The sequence below is a fragment of the Salmonella sp. 32100201201700099SM genome, assembly GCF_017572645.1.
GTDB lineage: Bacteria > Pseudomonadota > Gammaproteobacteria > Enterobacterales > Enterobacteriaceae > Salmonella > Salmonella enterica.
Genome location: NZ_JAGERQ010000007.1, coordinates 22,115 through 40,411 on the forward strand (window position 1 = coordinate 22,115; position 18,297 = coordinate 40,411).

At 54.3% G+C, this 18,297-nt stretch carries 19 protein-coding genes; 10 read left to right on the forward strand and 9 right to left on the reverse strand.

The features are described 5' to 3' along the window. Positions 1-49: 49 nt before the first annotated feature. Entirely contained in the window at positions 50-1,159 is a 1,110-nt protein-coding gene (gene livK / locus J4685_RS12715) for a high-affinity branched-chain amino acid ABC transporter substrate-binding protein LivK (protein WP_000822976.1), read from the reverse strand. 420 nt (positions 1,160-1,579) lie between these two features. On the opposite strand from livK, the gene panM reads away from it, so the two are divergent. Further along, positions 1,580-1,963 carry an aspartate 1-decarboxylase autocleavage activator PanM gene (panM, locus tag J4685_RS12720; protein WP_000778875.1) on the forward strand — a complete coding sequence of 128 codons (384 nt, stop codon included), beginning with the start codon at positions 1,580-1,582 and terminating at the stop codon, positions 1,961-1,963. Continuing rightward, positions 1,948-2,073 (forward strand): hypothetical protein, encoded by a 126-nt coding sequence (locus tag J4685_RS12725; protein ID WP_011233195.1) that lies wholly within the window; start codon positions 1,948-1,950, stop codon positions 2,071-2,073. The genes panM and J4685_RS12725 overlap by 16 nt, the downstream gene beginning before the upstream one ends. An 83-nt stretch (positions 2,074-2,156) precedes the next feature. On the opposite strand, the gene livJ is transcribed toward J4685_RS12725, so the two are convergent. The 5 genes from livJ to ftsY all read right to left on the reverse strand — a co-directional run bounded on the left by livJ (position 2,157) and on the right by ftsY (position 7,876). Next, complete coding sequence (gene livJ / locus J4685_RS12730) at positions 2,157-3,260, reverse strand: branched chain amino acid ABC transporter substrate-binding protein LivJ (RefSeq protein WP_011233196.1); 1,104 nt, start codon at positions 3,258-3,260, stop codon at positions 2,157-2,159. Positions 3,261-3,581: 321 nt separating this feature from the next. Next, positions 3,582-4,436, reverse strand: coding sequence for an RNA polymerase sigma factor RpoH (gene rpoH, locus J4685_RS12735; RefSeq protein ID WP_000159622.1), 855 nt, complete (start codon positions 4,434-4,436; stop codon positions 3,582-3,584). 245 nt (positions 4,437-4,681) lie between these two features. Beyond that, positions 4,682-5,737 carry a permease-like cell division protein FtsX gene (gene ftsX, locus J4685_RS12740; RefSeq protein ID WP_001081706.1) on the reverse strand — a complete coding sequence of 352 codons (1,056 nt, stop codon included), beginning with the start codon at positions 5,735-5,737 and terminating at the stop codon, positions 4,682-4,684. After that, entirely contained in the window at positions 5,730-6,398 is a 669-nt protein-coding gene (ftsE, locus tag J4685_RS12745; protein ID WP_000617729.1) for a cell division ATP-binding protein FtsE, read from the reverse strand. Before ftsE ends, ftsX begins: the two co-directional genes overlap by 8 nt. 2 nt (positions 6,399-6,400) lie before the next feature. Continuing rightward, positions 6,401-7,876: a signal recognition particle-docking protein FtsY gene (gene ftsY / locus J4685_RS12750; protein ID WP_001118695.1), complete on the reverse strand. Its 1,476-nt coding sequence runs from the start codon at positions 7,874-7,876 to the stop codon at positions 6,401-6,403. A 125-nt stretch (positions 7,877-8,001) separates the two neighbouring features. Here ftsY and rsmD point away from each other — a divergent pair, with 125 nt between their 5' ends. Both rsmD and J4685_RS12760 read left to right on the forward strand, forming a co-directional pair. Beyond that, on the forward strand, positions 8,002-8,598 hold the full coding sequence (rsmD, locus tag J4685_RS12755; protein ID WP_000743275.1) for a 16S rRNA (guanine(966)-N(2))-methyltransferase: 597 nt from the start codon (positions 8,002-8,004) through the stop codon (positions 8,596-8,598). Next, the gene (locus J4685_RS12760) at positions 8,588-8,857 is read left to right on the forward strand and encodes a DUF1145 family protein (protein WP_000906759.1); all 270 of its coding nucleotides are present in this window, start codon (positions 8,588-8,590) and stop codon (positions 8,855-8,857) included. The genes rsmD and J4685_RS12760 overlap by 11 nt, the downstream gene beginning before the upstream one ends. A gap of 21 nt (positions 8,858-8,878) precedes the next feature. On the opposite strand, the gene J4685_RS12765 is transcribed toward J4685_RS12760, so the two are convergent. Continuing rightward, a complete protein-coding gene (locus J4685_RS12765; RefSeq protein WP_000042855.1) occupies positions 8,879-9,250 on the reverse strand; it encodes a DUF2500 domain-containing protein in 372 nt (123 codons plus the stop codon). 141 nt (positions 9,251-9,391) lie between these two features. Here J4685_RS12765 and J4685_RS12770 point away from each other — a divergent pair, with 141 nt between their 5' ends. The 3 genes from J4685_RS12770 (at position 9,392) to tcp (ending at position 14,137) form a co-directional block, all read left to right on the forward strand. Beyond that, on the forward strand, positions 9,392-10,018 hold the full coding sequence (locus J4685_RS12770) for a lysoplasmalogenase (RefSeq protein ID WP_000964735.1): 627 nt from the start codon (positions 9,392-9,394) through the stop codon (positions 10,016-10,018). An 80-nt stretch (positions 10,019-10,098) separates the two neighbouring features. Further along, positions 10,099-12,297, forward strand: a complete 2,199-nt coding sequence (gene zntA, locus J4685_RS12775; protein WP_000106666.1) for a Zn(II)/Cd(II)/Pb(II) translocating P-type ATPase ZntA — start codon at positions 10,099-10,101, stop codon at positions 12,295-12,297. 196 nt (positions 12,298-12,493) lie between these two features. After that, on the forward strand, positions 12,494-14,137 hold the full coding sequence (tcp, locus tag J4685_RS12780) for a methyl-accepting chemotaxis citrate transducer (RefSeq protein WP_000789682.1): 1,644 nt from the start codon (positions 12,494-12,496) through the stop codon (positions 14,135-14,137). A gap of 23 nt (positions 14,138-14,160) precedes the next feature. On the opposite strand, the gene tusA is transcribed toward tcp, so the two are convergent. Next, positions 14,161-14,406: a sulfurtransferase TusA gene (gene tusA / locus J4685_RS12785; protein WP_001541054.1), complete on the reverse strand. Its 246-nt coding sequence runs from the start codon at positions 14,404-14,406 to the stop codon at positions 14,161-14,163. Positions 14,407-14,575: 169 nt separating this feature from the next. Here tusA and J4685_RS12790 point away from each other — a divergent pair, with 169 nt between their 5' ends. Then, positions 14,576-15,241, forward strand: coding sequence for a 7-cyano-7-deazaguanine/7-aminomethyl-7-deazaguanine transporter (locus J4685_RS12790; protein ID WP_000187489.1), 666 nt, complete (start codon positions 14,576-14,578; stop codon positions 15,239-15,241). A 72-nt stretch (positions 15,242-15,313) separates the two neighbouring features. Further along, the gene (locus J4685_RS12795; protein ID WP_001245277.1) at positions 15,314-15,871 is read left to right on the forward strand and encodes a DcrB family lipoprotein; all 558 of its coding nucleotides are present in this window, start codon (positions 15,314-15,316) and stop codon (positions 15,869-15,871) included. A 3-nt stretch (positions 15,872-15,874) separates the two neighbouring features. On the opposite strand, the gene J4685_RS12800 is transcribed toward J4685_RS12795, so the two are convergent. Further along, on the reverse strand, positions 15,875-17,134 hold the full coding sequence (locus J4685_RS12800; RefSeq protein ID WP_001576500.1) for an MFS transporter: 1,260 nt from the start codon (positions 17,132-17,134) through the stop codon (positions 15,875-15,877). A gap of 89 nt (positions 17,135-17,223) precedes the next feature. On the opposite strand from J4685_RS12800, the gene J4685_RS12805 reads away from it, so the two are divergent. Beyond that, the gene (locus J4685_RS12805; protein WP_000179588.1) at positions 17,224-18,273 is read left to right on the forward strand and encodes an AI-2E family transporter; all 1,050 of its coding nucleotides are present in this window, start codon (positions 17,224-17,226) and stop codon (positions 18,271-18,273) included. Positions 18,274-18,297: the final 24 nt, after the last annotated feature.

Sequence of the window (18,297 nt, forward strand, 5' to 3'; positions counted from 1 at the left end):
TTTTAAACCCGCCCGGCGTGCGGGCGGTGGGATAACTTATCTTCTGGCATTACTTCGCGACGGTTGACGAGCCGTCGGCGTGCCACTGGAAGACGCCAAATTCAAATCCCTTAAGATCGCCTTTTTCATCCCATTTCAGCGGCCCAATAACGGTATCAGCCCCGTTCGCTTTAAGATCTTTCACCAGATCCAGCGGAGCATGGCTGGCGCTACGCGTCATTGCGGTCGCCAGCGACTGGACGGCGGCGTAGGTGATCCAGACATACGGACCGCTGGGATCTTTCTTGTCGGCTTTCAGCGCCTCAACAATCGCTTTATTCGCCGGGTCCTGGTCATAACGTTTTGGCATCGTCACCAACATGCCTTCCGCCGCACCGCCCGCAATATTGGACAGCGACGCGTTACCCACGCCTTCCGGCCCCATAAATTGCGTTTTCAGGCCATTAGCCCGTGCCTGGCGCAGCATCTGCCCCATTTCCGGGTAGTAGCCGCCGTAATACACAAAGTCGATATTCTCTTTTTGCAAGCGAGCAATCAGGGCGGAGAAATCTTTTTCACCGGCGGTAATACCATCAAAAAAGACAATATTGGCATTGCCCTGCTTCAGGCCATCCTGCACGGAGCGCGCCAGTCCTTCGCCGTATTGCTGTTTATCGTGAATGATAGCGATGCGCTGCGGTTTCACCGTTTCCAGGATGTATTTTGCGGCCGTTGGCCCCTGGGAGGAGTCCAGGCCGGCGGTACGCATAATGTACTGATAGCCGCGCTGGGTCAGCTCCGGGTTAGTCGCCCCCGGGGAGATCATAAGAATACCTTCATCTTCATAGATATCGGATGCTGGCTGAGTAGAAGAAGAACACAAGTGACCAATAACGTACTGAATACCGTCGTTAACGATTTTGTTGGCCACCGCCACCGCCTGTTTTGGATCGCAGGCATCATCGTACTCTACGCCGACCAGCTTATCGCCTTTAATACCGCCTTTCGCGTTGATGTCTTTAATGGCCTGACGCGCGCCGTTAAATTCCATATCGCCCCATTGCGCTACCGGGCCGGACATCGCCCCGACTATGGCGACTTTAATATCATCTGCCATTGCCCCCTGCGAGACTGCTAATGCAACAATCCCTGCGATTATTGTTTTCGCTTTCCGTTTCATGTGCCTGTATCCCCATTCGTGATGTTATATGTTTTGTTTTTTGCTGGTTAAAAAGCAGACTGTACTTTTTATAAATGGTGCGCTTTTTACTGACTCATTAATGAGTTAGCGCAGCATTTAAAGCATAATAAGATTAAAATCTCTATTTTTCAGTCTATTAAGAAAAGATAATATTCTGCTTTTCGCTATAGATAAACAAAAAAAGCACGCTTGTCAGCATAAAATAACGGCATATTAAGCGGAATAATTCACTAGCATTCAGGGAATTATGCTGCCTGTTTTCCATTCTCTAATGCTTCAAACTGTAATTATCGTTGTTAAAAAATTAATAACCTGGTAAATGACACAAAAAAGAGAAAGCATCTGGCCTGCCTGTTTCGGTACACTGATCGCATCTTTTGAAATCGGGACAAGCCGTCGATGAAGCTGACCATTCTTCGTTTAGAACACTTTAGCGCTCAGGATCAGATCGATCTGGGCAAAATCTGGCCGGAATATTCCGCCTCCTCATTAAGCGTAGATGAAACGCACCGGATTTATGCCGCGCGGTTTAACGAGCGTTTGTTGGGCGCCGTAAGAGTGACGCTGAGCGGAACGCAGGGCGCGCTGGATTCCTTACGCGTGCGTGAAATCACCCGTCGCCGCGGCGTCGGGCAATACCTGGTAGAAGAAGTCATTCGCAATAATCCCAACGTCTCGTCGTGGTGGATGGCAGATGTCGGTGTTGAAGACCGTAGCGTGATGGCCGCGTTTATGCAGGCGTTAGGCTTTACCGCACAGGCGGATGGCTGGGAAAAAAGATAAAAAAGCCGGATGGCGCTGACGCTTATCCGGCCTACATGCCGGGAGAAAAGATAAAAACCACCTCGCAATTTTCCAAGAATTTCGCGTTGCAGGCAGGCGGCAAGTTATGAAATCCCCGGGAGCTTACATAAGTAAGTGACCGGGGTTGAATAACGTAGCCAACGCACCTGCAGCGCGAAAGGCGCCAGGAAAATCACTTAGCGTCTGTCGCCGTACCGTTCGCATGCCAGTCAAATACGCCGAACTCAAATCCTTTCAGATCGCCTTTCTCATCCCACGACAGCGGTCCCATTACGGTGTCGACCGTGGCGCCTTTCAGGTATTTGGCGATTTCCGCCGGATCGTCGGAGTGGTTCAGGCCCGCCTGCAACGATTGCAGCGCGGCGTAGGTGGTCCACACGAATGCGCCGCTAGGATCTTGTTTCTTGGCTTTGATGGCATCCACAATCGGTTTGTTCGCCGGGACTTGATCGTAGTTCTTCGGTTTGGTGACCAGTAAGCCTTCCGCCGACTCTCCGGCGATGTTAGACAGCGAGACGTTCGCCACCCCTTCCGGCCCCATAAACTGGGTTTTCAGCCCTGCGGCGCGGGACTGGCGCAGGATCTGCCCCATTTCCGGGTGATAACCGCCGTAGTAGACAAAGTCGATATTCTCTTTCTTCAGGCGCGCTACCAGAGTGGAGAAATCTTTTTCGCCGGCGGTGATGCCGTCAAAGAATACGACGTTAACGCCGCCTTTCTTCAGACCGTCCTGCACCGCGCGCGCCAGCCCTTCGCCGTACTGCTGCTTATCGTGGATAATCGCGATGCGCTGCGGTTTTACCTTCTCCAGAATATACTTTGCCGCCGTTGGTCCCTGGTCAGAGTCCAGGCCGGTCGTGCGCAAAATCAGGTTATAGCCGCGCGCGGTCAGCTCCGGCGCGGTCGCCGCCGGGGTTATCATCAGGATGCCTTCGTCTTCGTAGATATCAGACGCTGGCTGTGTGGAAGAGGAGCATAAGTGACCGATAACATACTTGATGCCGTCGTTCACCACTTTGTTAGCGACAGCTACCGCCTGTTTCGGATCACAGGCGTCGTCATATTTCACCGCGACGAGCTCATCGCCTTTAATACCGCCTTTCGCATTGATATCGGCAATTGCCTGCTCCGCACCGGTAAATTCCTGGTCGCCATACTGCGCCACCGGACCGGACATCGCGCCGACAACCGCGACTTTAATGTCCTCGGCGAATGCCATATGGCTTAATGACAGGGCGATACATCCTGCCAATAACGTTTTACCCTTCATATTCATCCTGATAATCCCCATTATTCTGGTTGTTACGTGTGTTGTGGTGTTATTGTTCAGCACTTTATTTCGATTATTGGCTAGCTACCCGTGCTTTAGCAGCATACTCTGCTAAAACATACCCGATTTTTATTATTTTGGAATAGCTAAATTTACATCCAGATAACAGATTTGTGTCGGTGGGGGAGAGGAAGGGCCCGTAGGCCCGATAAGCGAAGCGACATCGGGCAAACGTGTTGCCGGATAGCAGCGTAAACGCCTTATCCGGCCTACAAAAAACAAAACCCCCGAATTCACATTCGAGGGTTCATTGGCAATTCGCGAAGATTACGCTTCGATCGCAGCGCGAAGCTTTTTCATGGCGTTCTTTTCAAGCTGGCGCACACGCTCAACGGAGACGCCGTAACGATCGGCCAGCTCCTGCAACGTAGACTTATTGTCTTCGTCCAGCCAGCGAGCGCGGATAATATCCTGGCTACGCTCGTCGAGCCCCTGCATCGCGTCGGTCAGTCGGTTGGCGGCCTGCTCTTCCCAGTTATCGTCTTCAATGCCGTCGGCAAAGTTAGACGATTTATCCTGCAGATACAGCACCGGCGCCATTGGCTGGCTGTCGGACTCATCGTCCGAAGACATGTCAAACGTCATGTCCTGCGCCGCCATACGCGACTCCATCTCACGCACGTCTTTACTGGAAACACCCAGTTCGCGCGCCACCATTTCAACCTCATCCTGATTAAACCAGCCCAGACGCTGCTTGGTTTTACGCAGATTAAAGAACAGCTTACGCTGCGCTTTCGTGGTTGCGACTTTAACGATACGCCAGTTACGCAGCACGTATTCGTGAATTTCTGCTTTAATCCAGTGTACGGCGAAGGAAACCAGGCGCACGCCTACTTCCGGGTTAAAACGACGTACGGCTTTCATCAGGCCGATGTTGCCTTCCTGGATCAAATCCGCCTGCGGCAGACCATAGCCCGCATAGTTACGAGCAATATGAACAACAAAGCGCAGGTGAGACAGGATCAGCGTTTTAGCTGCTTCCAGATCGCCCTGGTAATGCAGCCTTTCAGCCAATGCCCGCTCCTCGTCAGCCGATAACATCGGCCACGCGTTCGCCGCCCGGATATAAGATTCCAGGTTGCCAACAGGGGCTAAAGCTAAATTTTGCATTTCTTTGGTCATTCAAATCCTCTCAATCAGTATTGCCTGGCACCGTCAGCGAGCAACAACCGTGCCAAAGCCGATGAGCAACGAGAATATCATCCACTCTTTTATCAGACAGTGATTTTATCCACAAGTTCAATGTAACACTGTGCATAATTTACACACATAATGTGACATGAAGATGAAACGCGGGGAAGAGACAACAGGGACTCTTTCCCTGCGAACGGAAGCCCATTGCAGGGAAAGATTATACCACGATTTTATCAATCGGGAGTAAAGTGACGTAAATGTTGCACCGTAGCCAGCCAGGCGGCGATCCAGCCGATTATGGAACAGACCAGCAGCAGCAACAGGCACTCATCGAACGATAAACCATTGAGATCAAACTTCGTGCCGAAGACCTGCGCCACTTCAGTCACCGCCGATGATAAACGCATCACCAAAATTTCAGACAATATCAGTGAAAGAAACGCGCCGGAAAAACCGAGCAACGCGCCGCCGTAGAGGAACGGACGCAGGATAAAGCCATCGGTCGCGCCAATCAGCTTTTGCACGTTAATGGTGTCGCGACGGGCAAAAATGCTCAGGCGCACGCTGTTGCCGATAACGAGGAAGACCGCCGCGACCATCAGCACGCCAATCATCGCCGACACGCGGCCCACCAGCCCGGTGAGCGCCGCCAGACGCGCAAACCAGCTATCATCCATGCGGACTTCGTCAATGCCGTTAATCTGCGAGATACGGTCGCGCAGCGTATTAAGCGAGGCGGTACTTTGAAAGTCCAGCTTGGGGATCACCACCGCCACCGCCGGTAGCGGGTTCTCTTCCAGCATGTCCAGCGCGCCGCCAAAACCCGACCAGTTGCGGAATTCTCCCAGCGCGTCCTCACGGGACAGGTAGTTGACCTTCTCAACGCCCTGCTCGGCCTGAAGCTGCCCAACAACCCGCGCCGCCGCGTCATCATCCAGCGTTTTTTGCAGATAAACGGTGATCTGCGGCGACGGATAATACTGAGTCGCCGCCTGGTTGACGTTCTTATAGACCATGTAACAGACGCTGGGCAGCGTCAGGGAGATGGCGATCACCATCACCGTCAGAAACGTCGCCAGCGGTTTGCTTTTCAGATCTTGCAGCGCGCCGTGCCAGGCATAGCGCACCTGTTCATTAAAGACATTTGTTTTACGTGAGTTTGGTTTCGGCGTCGGCTTCTGACGTCCTGGCGCGTTGCGCCCGCCGCCTGTTCCGCCGCGAGACTTACGCAGTCGATCCAGCCGTCCGCCGAACTGCCTGATTTGGTTAATCGCGTCGCGCCTATTCATTGGCCAGGCCTCCATGCAGATGTCCATCGCTCAGGACGAGCTGCCTATAGGAACGACGGGAGATAAGTCCAATATCGTGCGTCGCCATCAGTACCGTCACCCCTACGCGGTTAAACTCTTCAAACAGACGTAAAATCCCTTCCGACAACGCGTCGTCCAGGTTCCCGGTCGGTTCATCCGCCAGCAATACCGCTGGCTTATTGACCACCGCGCGGGCGATGCCCACGCGCTGTTGTTCGCCTCCGGAGAGTTGAATCGGGAAGTTTCTCGCTTTGTCCAGTAGTCCAACCTTATCCAGCGCCGCCGACACACGACGACGGATATCATCGCCGCTGGCGCCAGCAATGATTAACGGTATCGCCACATTGTCATAGACCGTGCGATCCATCAGCAGATGGTGATCCTGGAAAATCATCCCAATCTGGCGGCGCAAAAACGGCACTTCGCGGTTTTTCAGGCGCGTAATATCATGCCCGCTGAAGAAGATTTTGCCGGCGCTGGGCCGCTCAATCCCACAGATTAGCTTCAGCAGGGTACTTTTCCCCGCGCCGGAGTGGCCGGTCAGAAACGCCATCTCGCCTGGCCGCATATGGAATGTCACTCCCTGCAGCGCTTGTCTCCCGCCGAGATAGGCCTTGCTGACATGTTCAAAGCGAATCATTGTTAATCCTCTCGGGCAAAAAGTGCCTCAATAAAATCGCCCGCCTTAAACGGACGCAAATCCTCGATACGTTCGCCCACGCCAATGTAACGGATAGGAATGCCAAACTGGTCAGCTACCGAGAAAATCACCCCGCCTTTCGCCGTACCGTCCAGCTTGGTCAGGGTAATACCGGTTAAGCCTACCGCTTCATGGAACAGTTTGGCCTGGCTTACCGCGTTCTGTCCGGTGCTGGCGTCAATGGTCAGCATAACTTCATGTGGCGCTTCTTCGTCCAGCTTTTTCATGACGCGAACGATTTTTTTCAGCTCTTCCATCAGGTGCGACTTGTTCTGCAGACGCCCTGCCGTATCGGCAATTAACACATCCACATTACGCGCCTTCGCGGCCTGGATAGCGTCAAAAATCACCGAGGCGGAGTCCGCGCCGGTATGCTGGGCGATAACCGGAATGTTGTTACGCTGTCCCCAGACCTGTAGCTGTTCGACCGCCGCCGCGCGGAAAGTATCCCCCGCCGCCAGCATCACTGATTTACCCTGCTGCTCAAACTGGCGCGCCAGTTTACCGATAGTGGTGGTTTTACCCACGCCGTTCACGCCAACCATCAGAATAACAAAAGGCGTTTTACCTTCAATATTAAGCGGTTCGTCTACCTTCGCCAGAATCTCGCCCATCTCGTCTTTCAACAGACCATACAGCGCCTCGGCATCTTTAAGCTGTTTGCGGCTGGCGCCTTCCGTCAGATTAGCGATAATCTTACGCGTGGTTTCCACCCCGACATCAGCGATGAGCAACTGCTCTTCCAGCTCCTCGAACAAATCATCGTCGATTTTCTTGCCGCGGAACAGACTGATAAATCCGGAACCGAGATTTTCTTTGGTTTTCAGCAGACTGCGTTTCAGGCGGGCAAAGAAACCTTCTTTAGTCGGTTTTTCCTGCTCCTGAACGATCGCTTCCACCGGCGCGTCTTCTTCCGCCGGCGGAACAACCATCACCGCCTCTTCCGCCGCCTGAGCGGCCAGCGCCTGCGCTTCCAGCTCTTCGTCGGTGAATTTCGCCGCGTTTTCGCCCTCTTCTTCTACCGCGGCAATGACCTCTACGGTTTCCGCTTCGGCCTGCCACTCTTCCGGCGAGATAGCCTCGTCTTTGACCTCTTCCGGCAGCGGCAATTCCTCGCGTTCCACCGCGATCTGCGGCGCTGCCATCTCAATGGCCGTCGCGGGCTCCGGCTCTACCGGCTGCGGTTTTTCGCTCTCCTGAACTTTCTCAGTAACGTCCACCACCTCTTCCGCAAAGGCTTCGGTTTCTGCTTTGCTGTGCGCGGGCGTTTGCGCGTCTACGTCTGCCGCCGTTTCAACAGGGGGCTCAACCGGTCGTTGTTCCTCAACAATCTGCTGTTCTTCGGTCTGTTCCTGCTTCTGCTCTTTATCACCGAAGCCCAACCAGGAAAAGAAGCCACGTTTTTTCTGTTTTGCCATCTGCGACTACACCCCTCGCGGCGCTATATACATGGAAGCTAAAAAAATGATGAAATAGTCTATCACTTAACTTAATTCACATCACCGCCTGGAATAACTTGCAACAGGCGGTTCGAGCAAGAGAAATGAAAAAACCGACTCACTCTGGCAGCGGCCAAATCCGCATTATTGGCGGGCAATGGCGTGGCCGTAAATTACCGGTTCCGGACAGCCCGGGTCTGCGTCCTACCACCGATCGCGTGCGCGAAACGTTATTTAACTGGCTGGCTCCGGTAATGGTAGACGCCCATTGTCTGGATTGCTTTGCCGGCAGCGGCGCGCTGGGTCTGGAAGCGCTATCGCGTTATGCGGCCCAGGCAACGTTACTGGAAATGGATCGCGCCGTATCGCAGCAGTTGCAAAAAAATCTGGCGACGCTGAAAGCCAACAATGCTCGCGTCGTCAATACCAATACTCTGGCCTTCCTCAGCCAGCCGGGGACGCCGCATCACGTCGTCTTTGTCGACCCGCCGTTTCGTAAAGGGCTGCTGGAAGAGACGTTACAATTGCTGGAAACCCAGGGATGGCTGGCCGACGACGCGCTAATCTACGTAGAAAGCGAGGTGGAAAACGGTCTGCCGCCCGTTCCGGCGAACTGGGCATTGTATCGAGAAAAGGTGGCCGGACAGGTCGCTTATCGTCTGTATCAGCGCGACGCGCAAGGAGAAAATGATGTTGATTAATCTGGGCCGCTTATTAATGCTCTTCGTGTGGGCATTTTTGATTCTTAACCTGGTGCATCCCTTCCCGCGCCCGCTCAATATCTTCGTCAACGTGGCGTTGGTGTTCATGGCGCTGATGCACGGTATGCAACTGGCGCTGCTGAAATCAACGATACCGAAAGAGGGTCCGCAGATGACGACGGGAGAAAAAATCCGCATTTTCCTGTTCGGCGTGTTTGAGCTGCTGGTCTGGCAGAAGAAGTTTAAGAACAAAAAATAACGTTTGCTGCCGGATGACGGTTTATTCGTTATCCGGGGTACGGCTAACAAATCCGACGAACCGCGTTCCCTTATAGCTTAGCGTACCTTGATCGCCCACCGTCAAAGCGTGGTACTGCTGCGCTTGTAAACGGAACGTTTTTTCCAGACCGCCATTGAGCGGCTTAAAACTGGCCTCATAGCGCATACTGGTTCCCGCCGGGCTCACTTCCTGCTGGCGAGAGCGTCGGTCGTTAACCGGCTTCTCCCGTTTATTGCTGACCACGACCTGCTTTTGCTGTAACGGCGCCGCCTCATTAGCGGCTTTTTCCCGCCGTTGCTGAACGAAGCGGAACGACGCGGCAACTACGATTAATGCAATGATTATAATGAAGAAAAGCGGTGGCTTACTCATACTGTTAACCTGTCAGAAAATGCGGAAATAAGCATACCCTGCCCGTTATAGTGTTGTCATCTGACCGTCACGGCCTCTACACTGAATAATAGAGCCGCAAGCATACCGTTTGCGAAAAAATAACGAATTCAAGGAATTAAGATGCTTTGGTCGTTTATCGCTGTCTGCCTGTCCGCATGGCTGTATGTGGACGCCTCCTATCGCGGGCCAGCCTGGCAACGCTGGGTTTTTAAGCCCGTCACGTTATTACTGTTGCTGTTACTGGCCTGGCAAGCGCCGATGTTTGACGCCATCAGTTATCTTGTGTTGGCCGGACTGTGCGCCTCGCTGGTCGGCGATGCGTTAACGCTCTTACCGCGTCAACGCCTGCTGTACGCCGTCGGGGCATTTTTCTTATCGCATCTGCTCTACACCATTTACTTTGCCAGCCAAATGACGTTGTCGTTCTTCTGGCCGCTGCCGCTGGCGTTACTGATAGTCGGCGCGTTGCTTATCGCCGTTATCTGGACGCGACTGGAGGAGCTACGCTGGCCGGTATGTACTTTTATCGCCATGACGCTGGTCATGGTCTGGCTGGCGGGCGAACTGTGGTTCTTCCGCCCAACGGCGCCAGCCCTTTCGGCCTTTACCGGCGCGACGCTGCTGTTCATCGGCAATATCGTCTGGCTGGGTAGCCATTACCGCCGCCGTTTCCGGGCGGATAACGCGATTGCCGCCGCCTGCTACTTTGCAGGACACTTCCTGATTGTTCGCTCGCTGTACCTGTAAATAATAGCGCTTGACTCTGGAGTCGACTCCAGAGTGTATCCTCCGGTTAATGAGAAAATTATCATCAACCGGAGGACGTTATGTCGACCCCTGATACCGATGGCAAAAAAGTCCCGCCCTTTACCTCCTTCAGATTAGCCCCGGCAATACAGAAGGCCGATAGCTGCTGCTGCGAAGAACATTGCGCGTCCAGCGCGCCTGTTTCTACTGCCGTGGCAGGCACGCGCTATACCTGGAAAATCTCCGGCATGGACTGCGCCGCCTGCGCCCGAAAAGTGGAGAATGCGGTACGCCAAATTCGCGGCGTCAACCAGGCGCAAGTGCTGTTCGCCACCGAAAAGTTAGTGGTCGATGCCGACACCGACCTCCGCGCGCAAATTGAACACGCCGTACAGAAGGCGGGTTATACCTTGCGTAGTGAAGATTCGCGCGACGCCGCGCCTGAATCTCGTCTTAAAGAGAACCTGCCGCTTATTACGCTGATCATTATGATGGCGATAAGCTGGGGGCTGGAGCAATTTAACCACCCGTTCGGCCAACTGGCCTTTATCGTCACCACTCTGGTCGGTCTGTATCCTATTGCCCGCCAGGCGCTGCGGCTGATGAAAAGCGGCAGTTGGTTCGCTATTGAAACGCTGATGAGCGTCGCCGCCATTGGCGCGCTGTTTATAGGCGCGACGGCGGAGGCAGCAATGGTATTGCTGCTGTTCCTCATCGGCGAGCGCCTGGAAGGATGGGCCGCCAGCCGCGCCCGTAAAGGCATCAGCGCGTTAATGGCGCTTAAACCGGAAACGGCGACCCGTCTGCGCGACGGCGTGCGGGAAGAGGTCGCTATTAATACTCTGCGACCGGGCGATATTATCGAAGTCGCCGCCGGGGGGCGTTTACCCGCCGACGGTAAACTGGTTTCCGGTTTCGCCAGCTTTGATGAAAGCGCGCTCACCGGCGAGTCTATCCCTGTGGAGCGCGCAACGGGCGACAAAGTCCCGGCAGGCGCGACCAGCGTTGACCGTCTCGTCACCCTGGAGGTGCTATCTGAACCTGGCGCCAGCGCGATTGACCGTATCCTGACGCTGATTGAAGAGGCGGAAGAGCGCCGTGCGCCCATTGAGCGGTTTATTGACCGTTTCAGCCGCATCTATACGCCAGTCATTATGGTCATCGCGCTGCTGGTGACGCTTATTCCGCCGCTGATGTTCGATGGCGGCTGGCAGGAGTGGATTTATAAAGGGCTGACGCTGCTATTAATCGGTTGCCCGTGCGCGCTGGTGATCTCCACGCCCGCGGCCATTACCTCCGGGCTGGCGGCGGCGGCACGGCGCGGCGCATTGATTAAAGGCGGGGCAGCGCTGGAGCAACTGGGCCGTATCACGCAGGTTGCCTTTGATAAAACCGGTACGTTGACCATCGGTAAACCACGGGTGACGGCGATTCATCCGGCAAGCGGTATCAGCGAGGCTGAACTGTTGGCGCTGGCGGCAGCCGTAGAACAAGGCGCTACGCACCCGCTGGCGCAGGCTATTGTCCGCGAAGCGCAGACACGCGATCTGGCGATCCCGACGGCGGAATCGCAGCGAACGCTGGCCGGCACCGGGATTGAAGCGCAGGTTAACGGCGAACGTATTCTGATTTGCGCGGCGGGAAAACAGCCTGCGGCAGCGTTTGCCGGGCAAATTAGCGAACTGGAAAACGCCGGGCAGACGGTGGTTCTGGTGCTACGTAACGAGACCGTTGTTGGCGTCCTCGCCCTCCAGGATACGTTGCGTGACGATGCGCGCGACGCCATCCGCGAACTGCATCAGTTAGGCGTTAACGGCGTGATTCTGACCGGCGATAACCCACGGGCGGCGGCAGCGATTGCCGGCGAGCTGGATCTGGCGTTTAAAGCCGGACTACTGCCGGAAGATAAGGTGCGGGCAGTCACCGCCCTTAACCAACAAGCGCCGCTGGCGATGGTGGGCGACGGCATTAATGATGCGCCCGCGATGAAAGCCGCCAGTATCGGAATTGCGATGGGCAGCGGTACTGACGTCGCGCTGGAAACGGCTGACGCCGCCCTTACTCATAACCGTCTGCGCGGGTTAGCGCAGATGATTACGCTGGCGCGCGCTACCCACGCGAATATCCGGCAGAACATCACCATTGCGCTGGGGCTGAAAGCCATTTTCCTGGTGACGACGCTACTGGGTTTTACCGGGCTATGGCTGGCAATCCTGGCGGATACGGGAGCCACGGTATTAGTGACCGCCAACGCGCTACGTTTGCTGCGTAAAAACTAATCTTCTCCCACCCGGCGGCATGTCGCCGGGTTATCCCGCGATATTCCTTTCTTTGTACATATTATTCACGCGAAAATCATTTATTTTCTATTACTTATCAAACCATTAATCAGAAATAGCGTGATTTGATGTAAGGTTAATTTTTATCCAACCGATATTGATCATACCGTCTACAAAATAAGGAATGTTAGGCACTATGAAAAATATCAAAGTCATCACCGGCGTTATCGCGACGCTGGGCATATTTAGCGCCTTATTGTTGGTGACAGGAATACTGTTTTATTCCGCCGTCAGCAGCGATCGGCTGAATTTCCAGAATGCGAGCGCACTGAGTTACCAACAACAGGAACTGGGCGGCAGTTTTCAGACATTGATTGAAACCCGCGTCACCATTAACCGCGTGGCGATACGCATGTTAAAAAATCAGCGCGATCCCGCCTCGCTGGACGCCATGAACACGCTGTTAACCAACGCTGGCGCGTCGCTCAACGAAGCGGAAAAGCATTTCAACAACTACGTGAACTCCGAAGCGATCGCAGGCAAAGATCCGGCGTTGGATGCCCAGGCCGAAGCCAGCTTTAAGCAGATGTATGACGTTTTGCAGCAGTCTATCCACTATCTTAAAGCCGATAATTACGCCGCCTATGGCAACCTTGACGCGCAAAAAGCGCAGGATGACATGGAGCAGGTATATGACCAGTGGCTCTCTCAAAATGCGCAATTAATAAAATTAGCCAGCGATCAGAATCAGAGCAGTTTTACCCAGATGCAATGGACGCTGGGGATAATTCTACTTATCGTGCTCATCGTGCTGGCGTTTATCTGGCTGGGGCTGCAACGCGTTCTACTCCGCCCGCTGCAACGGATTATGGCGCACATTCAAACGATCGCCGACGGCGATCTTACCCATGAGATAGAGGCTGAAGGACGCAGTGAAATGGGCCAACTGGCTGCCGGTCTCAAAACGATGCAGCAGTCGTTAATCCGTACCGTCAGCGCGGTGCGCGATAACGCAGACTCTATCTATACTGGCGCAGGCGAAATTTCCGCTGGCAGCAGCGACCTCTCTTCCCGTACCGAACAGCAGGCCTCGGCGCTGGAGGAGACCGCCGCCAGCATGGAACAGTTAACCGCCACGGTACGGCAAAACACCGATAACGCACGACAGGCGACGGGTCTGGCGAAAACCGCATCAGAAACCGCGCGTAAAGGAGGACGCGTGGTGGATAACGTAGTGAGCACCATGAACGATATCGCCGAAAGCTCGGAAAAAATCGTGGACATCACCAGCGTGATTGACGGTATCGCCTTCCAGACTAATATCCTGGCGCTGAACGCTGCGGTAGAAGCCGCCCGCGCCGGCGAACAGGGGCGAGGATTCGCGGTTGTGGCCGGAGAGGTACGCACGTTGGCCAGCCGTAGCGCGCAGGCCGCCAAAGAGATCAAAGTGCTGATTGAAAACTCCGTGTCGCGCATTGATACCGGCTCTACGCAGGTACGCGAAGCGGGAGAAACCATGAAAGAGATCGTTAACGCCGTGACCCGCGTGACCGATATTATGGGCGAAATCGCCTCTGCCTCCGATGAGCAAAGCAAAGGCATTGAGCAGGTGGCGCAGGCGGTATCGGAAATGGACAGCGTGACGCAGCAAAACGCCTCGCTGGTAGAGGAATCCGCAGCAGCAGCGGCGGCGCTGGAAGATCAGGCTAACGAACTTCGTCAGGCGGTCGCCGCGTTCCGCATCCAGAAACAACCTCGTCGGGAGGCGTCGCCGACGCCGTTAAGCAAAGGCTTAACGCCACAGCCCGCCGCAGAACAGGCGAACTGGGAAAGCTTCTAATCAGAATGCTATCTGCCGTGCGGTTAATGCGCTTTACGCAATAAATAGCGGTACGGCAGACCCTCCGTCTCTTGCGCCAGCAAATCGTGTTCCATAAAGGTACAGAACCCCGGAATATCACGCGTCGTCGCCGGATCGTCGGCGATAATCAGCAATGTTTCGCCAGTTTGCATGTTGCGCACCGTTTTGCGCACCATCATTACCGGTTCAGGGCAACGCAGCCCCAGGGCGTCAAGCGTATGGTCAGGGGAGGAAAACAGATCGCTCATCTTCGTCTCAATGGTAGAAAAACGGCGATATTTTACGCCCATCTTCGTCAGTAAGCCAGGCAGGTTAACGATTGCGTGAAAATTAGCCATTGCAATGCCAGCGCAAAACAGTATTATGCGGCGGTTCTTTATTGGGTTCCCTCACCCCATCCAACAAAAAGGTCACAATATGACTCCGTTTACACAATCACAGCGCATAAAAGCGTTGTTCTGGCTATCGCTATTCCATTTACTGGTGATCATTTCCAGTAACTATCTGGTGCAGCTCCCCATCACTATTTTTGGTTTCCACACGACCTGGGGCGCGTTTAGTTTTCCTTTTATTTTTCTCGCCACCGATCTTACCGTGCGTATTTTTGGCGCACCGCTGGCGCGCCGCATTATCTTCGCCGTCATGATCCCTGCGCTGCTGGTGTCATATGTGGTGTCATCGCTGTTCTATATGGGTGCCTGGCAAGGTTTCGCCGCGTTGGCGAACTTTAATCTGTTCGTCGCCCGTATCGCCGCCGCCAGCTTTATGGCCTACGCGCTGGGACAGATCCTTGATGTCCATGTGTTTAACCGCCTGCGCCAAAATCGTCGCTGGTGGCTGGCGCCGACCGCTTCAACGCTGTTTGGCAATATCAGCGATACCCTTGCCTTTTTCTTCATTGCGTTCTGGCGAAGCCCCGATGCCTTTATGGCCGGGCACTGGATGGAAATTGCGCTGGTGGATTATTGCTTTAAGGTGCTCATCAGCATTATTTTCTTCCTGCCGATGTACGGCGTTCTACTGAATATGTTGCTGAAAAAGCTGGCAGATAAATCTGAAATTTCCCCATTACCGGCAAGTTAAAGGTTCGTTTTCCGAGTTGTGATAAGATGAGCGAATGAGCCGTTATGGCCGTTTATCGAAAGGAAGAAGTCAATGCGCAATTTGGTTAAATATGCCGGTATTGGCCTGCTGGTTATGGGGCTTGCGGCCTGTGATAACAACGATACAAAAGCGTCGGCAGAAAGCGCCGCCGCAGAAAGCCAGGCCTCCGGTCAGCCCATCAGCCTGATGGATGGCAAACTCAGTTTCTCACTGCCGGCGGATATGACCGATCAAAGCGGTAAGCTGGGCACCCAGGCGAATAATATGCACGTTTATTCTGACCCGACGGGCCAGAAAGCGGTGATTGTTATCGTCGGCGATAATACCGATGAAGCGTTGCCGGTGCTGGCGAACCGCCTGCTTGAGCAACAGCGTAGCCGCGACCCGCAGCTTCAGGTCGTCACCAATAAGTCTATTGAGCTCAAAGGCCATACGTTGCAACAGCTGGACAGCATTATCTCCGCGAAAGGCCAGACGGCGTACTCTTCCATCGTGCTGGGCAAAGTGGATAACCAATTGCTGACGATTCAGGTCACGCTGCCTGCGGACAATCAGCAAAAAGCGCAAACCACAGCTGAAAACATCATCAATACGTTGGTTATTAAGTAACCTTCACGACGATGATGCGGCCTCCGGCAGTGCAGACGGAGGCCGTTTTTTTAAGCGCCAGGTCAGTAATAGCGCCATCGCTACCAGCCCGGCCGCCGCCAGATAAATCACCGGCACGCCCGCCCAGGTCATCACCAGCCCCGCCAGCGGCCCGGTCACCCCCAAAGACATATCCATAAAGACGGTATAGGTCGCCAGCGCCGCGCCCTGGTTCTGCGGCGGCACGGCTTTGACGGCCACCACACCCAGCGCCGGAAAGACCAGCGAAAACCCCATCCCCGTGAGTAAAACGCCGATTTTTGCCATCCACGGCATGGCTGCCGTCCCCACCAGTAACAGACCAATAATCTCCACGCCAAAGCAGATCATGGCGACATTCAACCCGCCTAAGCGATTGATACCGTTAGGGAACAGCAAACGCGTGCCGACAAACGCGACGCTAAATAACGTGAGCGCAAAGGCGGCGCCATCCCAACCTTTAGCATCATAAAATAAGGTAATAAACGTCGCGATGACGCCAAACCCTGCCGAGGCCAGCGCCAACGCCATACCATACAGCCAGACACGCCCCAGCACCGCGCGAAACGGCAGCGGCTTGCCTTTGTTCGCCTTCACCGACGGACGTGGAAGGGCTAACAGTACCGCCAACAGCGCCACGCCCATCACCGTTAGCGCCAGTCCCTGTAACCCGCCCCAGGCATAACACAGCACGCCCAGCGGCGCGCCCATCGCCATTGCGCCGTAGGTGACGATACCGTTCCAGGAGATGACCCGACCAATATGCAACGACCCGACGACGCCGACGCCCCATAGTGTCGAACCGGTGCCGGCAAAACTTTGCCCAATCCCCAAAATCACGCGACCCAGCCCCAGTAGCAACAAACTGATCATCGGCCAGGCGCTGGCGATATCCGCCAGCAGGTAGCCGAGTCCGCTTAAAAAACAGCCGCATAAGCCAAAGACAACGATTTTTTTCGGCCCTAATACATCCGCATACCGCCCGGCATGGGGACGGCTTAACAGAGTGGCGAAGTATTGCAGGCTGATAATAAGCCCCGCCCAGAACGCGCTGAATCCCATCGCATCATGCACATAGCCGGGCAAGACGGCGAGCGGCAGGCCGATGGTCAGGTAGCTGGCAAAGTTAAACATCACAATGGAGACAATACGCAGATTGAGGCGCAATCCGTTTAGCGCCGGTTCAGCGACGGGTTCGGGCATGAGTATCACCGCATTTTTACAACATGTTTTCTTTTCTATCATGGCGCGCGGTGAAAATCAGTAGTGAGATTCAGATTATCGGTATCAGGGCAGCCGCTACACTTAGAAAAAAACACAACAAGGAAAACTTCATGGCAACCGCTCAACCCGACAAAACGGGTATGCATATTCTGCTGAAACTGGCCTCCCTAGTTATTATTCTCGCCGGGATTCATGCCGCGGCGGATATTATTGTACAACTCTTGCTGGCGCTCTTTTTCGCCATTGTTCTTAATCCATTAGTGACCTGGTTTATTCGCCGGGGCGTGAAGCGACCGCTGGCGATTACTATCGTGGTGGTTGTCATGCTGATCGTGCTTACCGCGCTGGTGGGTGTGCTTGCCGCATCGCTTAATGAATTTATCGCTATGCTGCCTAAATACAGCAAGGAGCTGACGCGTAAGGTCTTACACCTTCAGGAGTTAATGCCCTTCCTGAATTTACATATGTCGCCGGAACGTATGCTCCGCGGGATGGATTCCGATAAAATCATGCTCTTCACCACAACATTAATGACCGGCGTATCGGGCGCGATGGCAAGCATTGTGCTGCTGGTGATGACCGTGGTTTTTATGCTGTTTGAGGTGCGTCACGTGCCTTATAAATTACGTTTCGCGCTAAACAATCCACAAATCCATATTGCCGGCCTGCACCGCGCCCTGAAAGGCGTCTCGCATTATCTGGCGCTGAAAACGCTGCTCAGTTTATGGACGGGCGCGATTATCTGGCTGGGACTGGCGTTAATGGATATTCAGTTTGCGCTAATGTGGGGCGTACTGGCCTTTTTGCTCAATTACGTTCCTAATATCGGCTCGGTGATTTCCGCCGTTCCCCCCATGATTCAGGCGCTGTTATTTAACGGTTTTTACGAGTGCGTACTGGTCGGCGCGCTCTTTTTGGTGGTCCATATGGTGATTGGCAACATTATGGAGCCACGCATGATGGGCCATCGTCTGGGAATGTCCACGCTGGTGGTATTTCTTTCGTTATTGGTCTGGGGATGGCTATTAGGCCCGGTCGGGATGCTCTTGTCCGTTCCTTTGACCAGCGTCTGCAAAATCTGGATGGAAACCACTAAAGGCGGCAGCAAACTGGCGATCTTACTGGGGCCAGGCCGACCGAAAAGCCGTTTACCGGGATGAGGCGACAGATGCTACAATCTCCTC

Excerpts from the sequence above, each read along its gene's own strand:
- livK (WP_000822976.1), bottom strand. The coding sequence starts at position 1,159 with ATGAAACGGAAAGCGAAAACAATAATCGCAGGGATTGTTGCATTAGCA.
- panM (WP_000778875.1), top strand. The coding sequence starts at position 1,580 with ATGAAGCTGACCATTCTTCGTTTAGAACACTTTAGCGCTCAGGATCAG.
- livJ (WP_011233196.1), bottom strand. The coding sequence starts at position 3,260 with ATGAATATGAAGGGTAAAACGTTATTGGCAGGATGTATCGCCCTGTCA.
- rpoH (WP_000159622.1), bottom strand. The coding sequence starts at position 4,436 with ATGACCAAAGAAATGCAAAATTTAGCTTTAGCCCCTGTTGGCAACCTG.
- ftsX (WP_001081706.1), bottom strand. The coding sequence starts at position 5,737 with ATGAATAGGCGCGACGCGATTAACCAAATCAGGCAGTTCGGCGGACGG.
- ftsE (WP_000617729.1), bottom strand. The coding sequence starts at position 6,398 with ATGATTCGCTTTGAACATGTCAGCAAGGCCTATCTCGGCGGGAGACAA.
- ftsY (WP_001118695.1), bottom strand. The coding sequence starts at position 7,876 with ATGGCAAAACAGAAAAAACGTGGCTTCTTTTCCTGGTTGGGCTTCGGT.
- rsmD (WP_000743275.1), top strand. The coding sequence starts at position 8,002 with ATGAAAAAACCGACTCACTCTGGCAGCGGCCAAATCCGCATTATTGGC.
- J4685_RS12760 (WP_000906759.1), top strand. The coding sequence starts at position 8,588 with ATGTTGATTAATCTGGGCCGCTTATTAATGCTCTTCGTGTGGGCATTT.
- J4685_RS12765 (WP_000042855.1), bottom strand. The coding sequence starts at position 9,250 with ATGAGTAAGCCACCGCTTTTCTTCATTATAATCATTGCATTAATCGTA.
- J4685_RS12770 (WP_000964735.1), top strand. The coding sequence starts at position 9,392 with ATGCTTTGGTCGTTTATCGCTGTCTGCCTGTCCGCATGGCTGTATGTG.
- zntA (WP_000106666.1), top strand. The coding sequence starts at position 10,099 with ATGTCGACCCCTGATACCGATGGCAAAAAAGTCCCGCCCTTTACCTCC.
- tcp (WP_000789682.1), top strand. The coding sequence starts at position 12,494 with ATGAAAAATATCAAAGTCATCACCGGCGTTATCGCGACGCTGGGCATA.
- tusA (WP_001541054.1), bottom strand. The coding sequence starts at position 14,406 with ATGAGCGATCTGTTTTCCTCCCCTGACCATACGCTTGACGCCCTGGGG.
- J4685_RS12790 (WP_000187489.1), top strand. The coding sequence starts at position 14,576 with ATGACTCCGTTTACACAATCACAGCGCATAAAAGCGTTGTTCTGGCTA.
- J4685_RS12795 (WP_001245277.1), top strand. The coding sequence starts at position 15,314 with ATGCGCAATTTGGTTAAATATGCCGGTATTGGCCTGCTGGTTATGGGG.
- J4685_RS12800 (WP_001576500.1), bottom strand. The coding sequence starts at position 17,134 with ATGATAGAAAAGAAAACATGTTGTAAAAATGCGGTGATACTCATGCCC.
- J4685_RS12805 (WP_000179588.1), top strand. The coding sequence starts at position 17,224 with ATGGCAACCGCTCAACCCGACAAAACGGGTATGCATATTCTGCTGAAA.